The sequence below is a fragment of the Streptococcus mitis subsp. hohhotensis genome (assembly GCF_020089495.2).
Classification (GTDB): Bacteria; Bacillota; Bacilli; order Lactobacillales; family Streptococcaceae; genus Streptococcus; species Streptococcus hohhotensis.
Window position 1 is genome coordinate 1 of the sequence record NZ_JAIRCA020000014.1, and the last position, 242, is coordinate 242.

Consider the following 242-nt stretch of genomic DNA (forward strand, 5'->3'; position numbering starts at 1 on the left):
AAAGGTAAAGTACCAAATGACAAACTTCCTAAGAAAGATGTCCCAGGTACAGGTAAGATTACAGAACCAGGTAAACCAGCAGTGGAAGTTCCTAATGTAACAACACCAGCTCATCAGACACCAACATTGGATGTTGAACAAGATCCTAAGACAGGTGATGTAACAGTAACACCGAAGAGACCAGATGGCTCAACATTCCCACCAGGAACTAAGGTAGAAATCCCAGGTGAAAATGGTCCAAT

Annotated in this window: 1 protein-coding gene; it reads left to right on the top strand. The window is 42.6% G+C overall.

Annotated elements, in window-relative coordinates:
• On the top strand, nucleotides 1-242 hold a 242-nt coding region (locus K4Z77_RS06655; RefSeq protein WP_224218837.1), incomplete at both ends, for a hypothetical protein.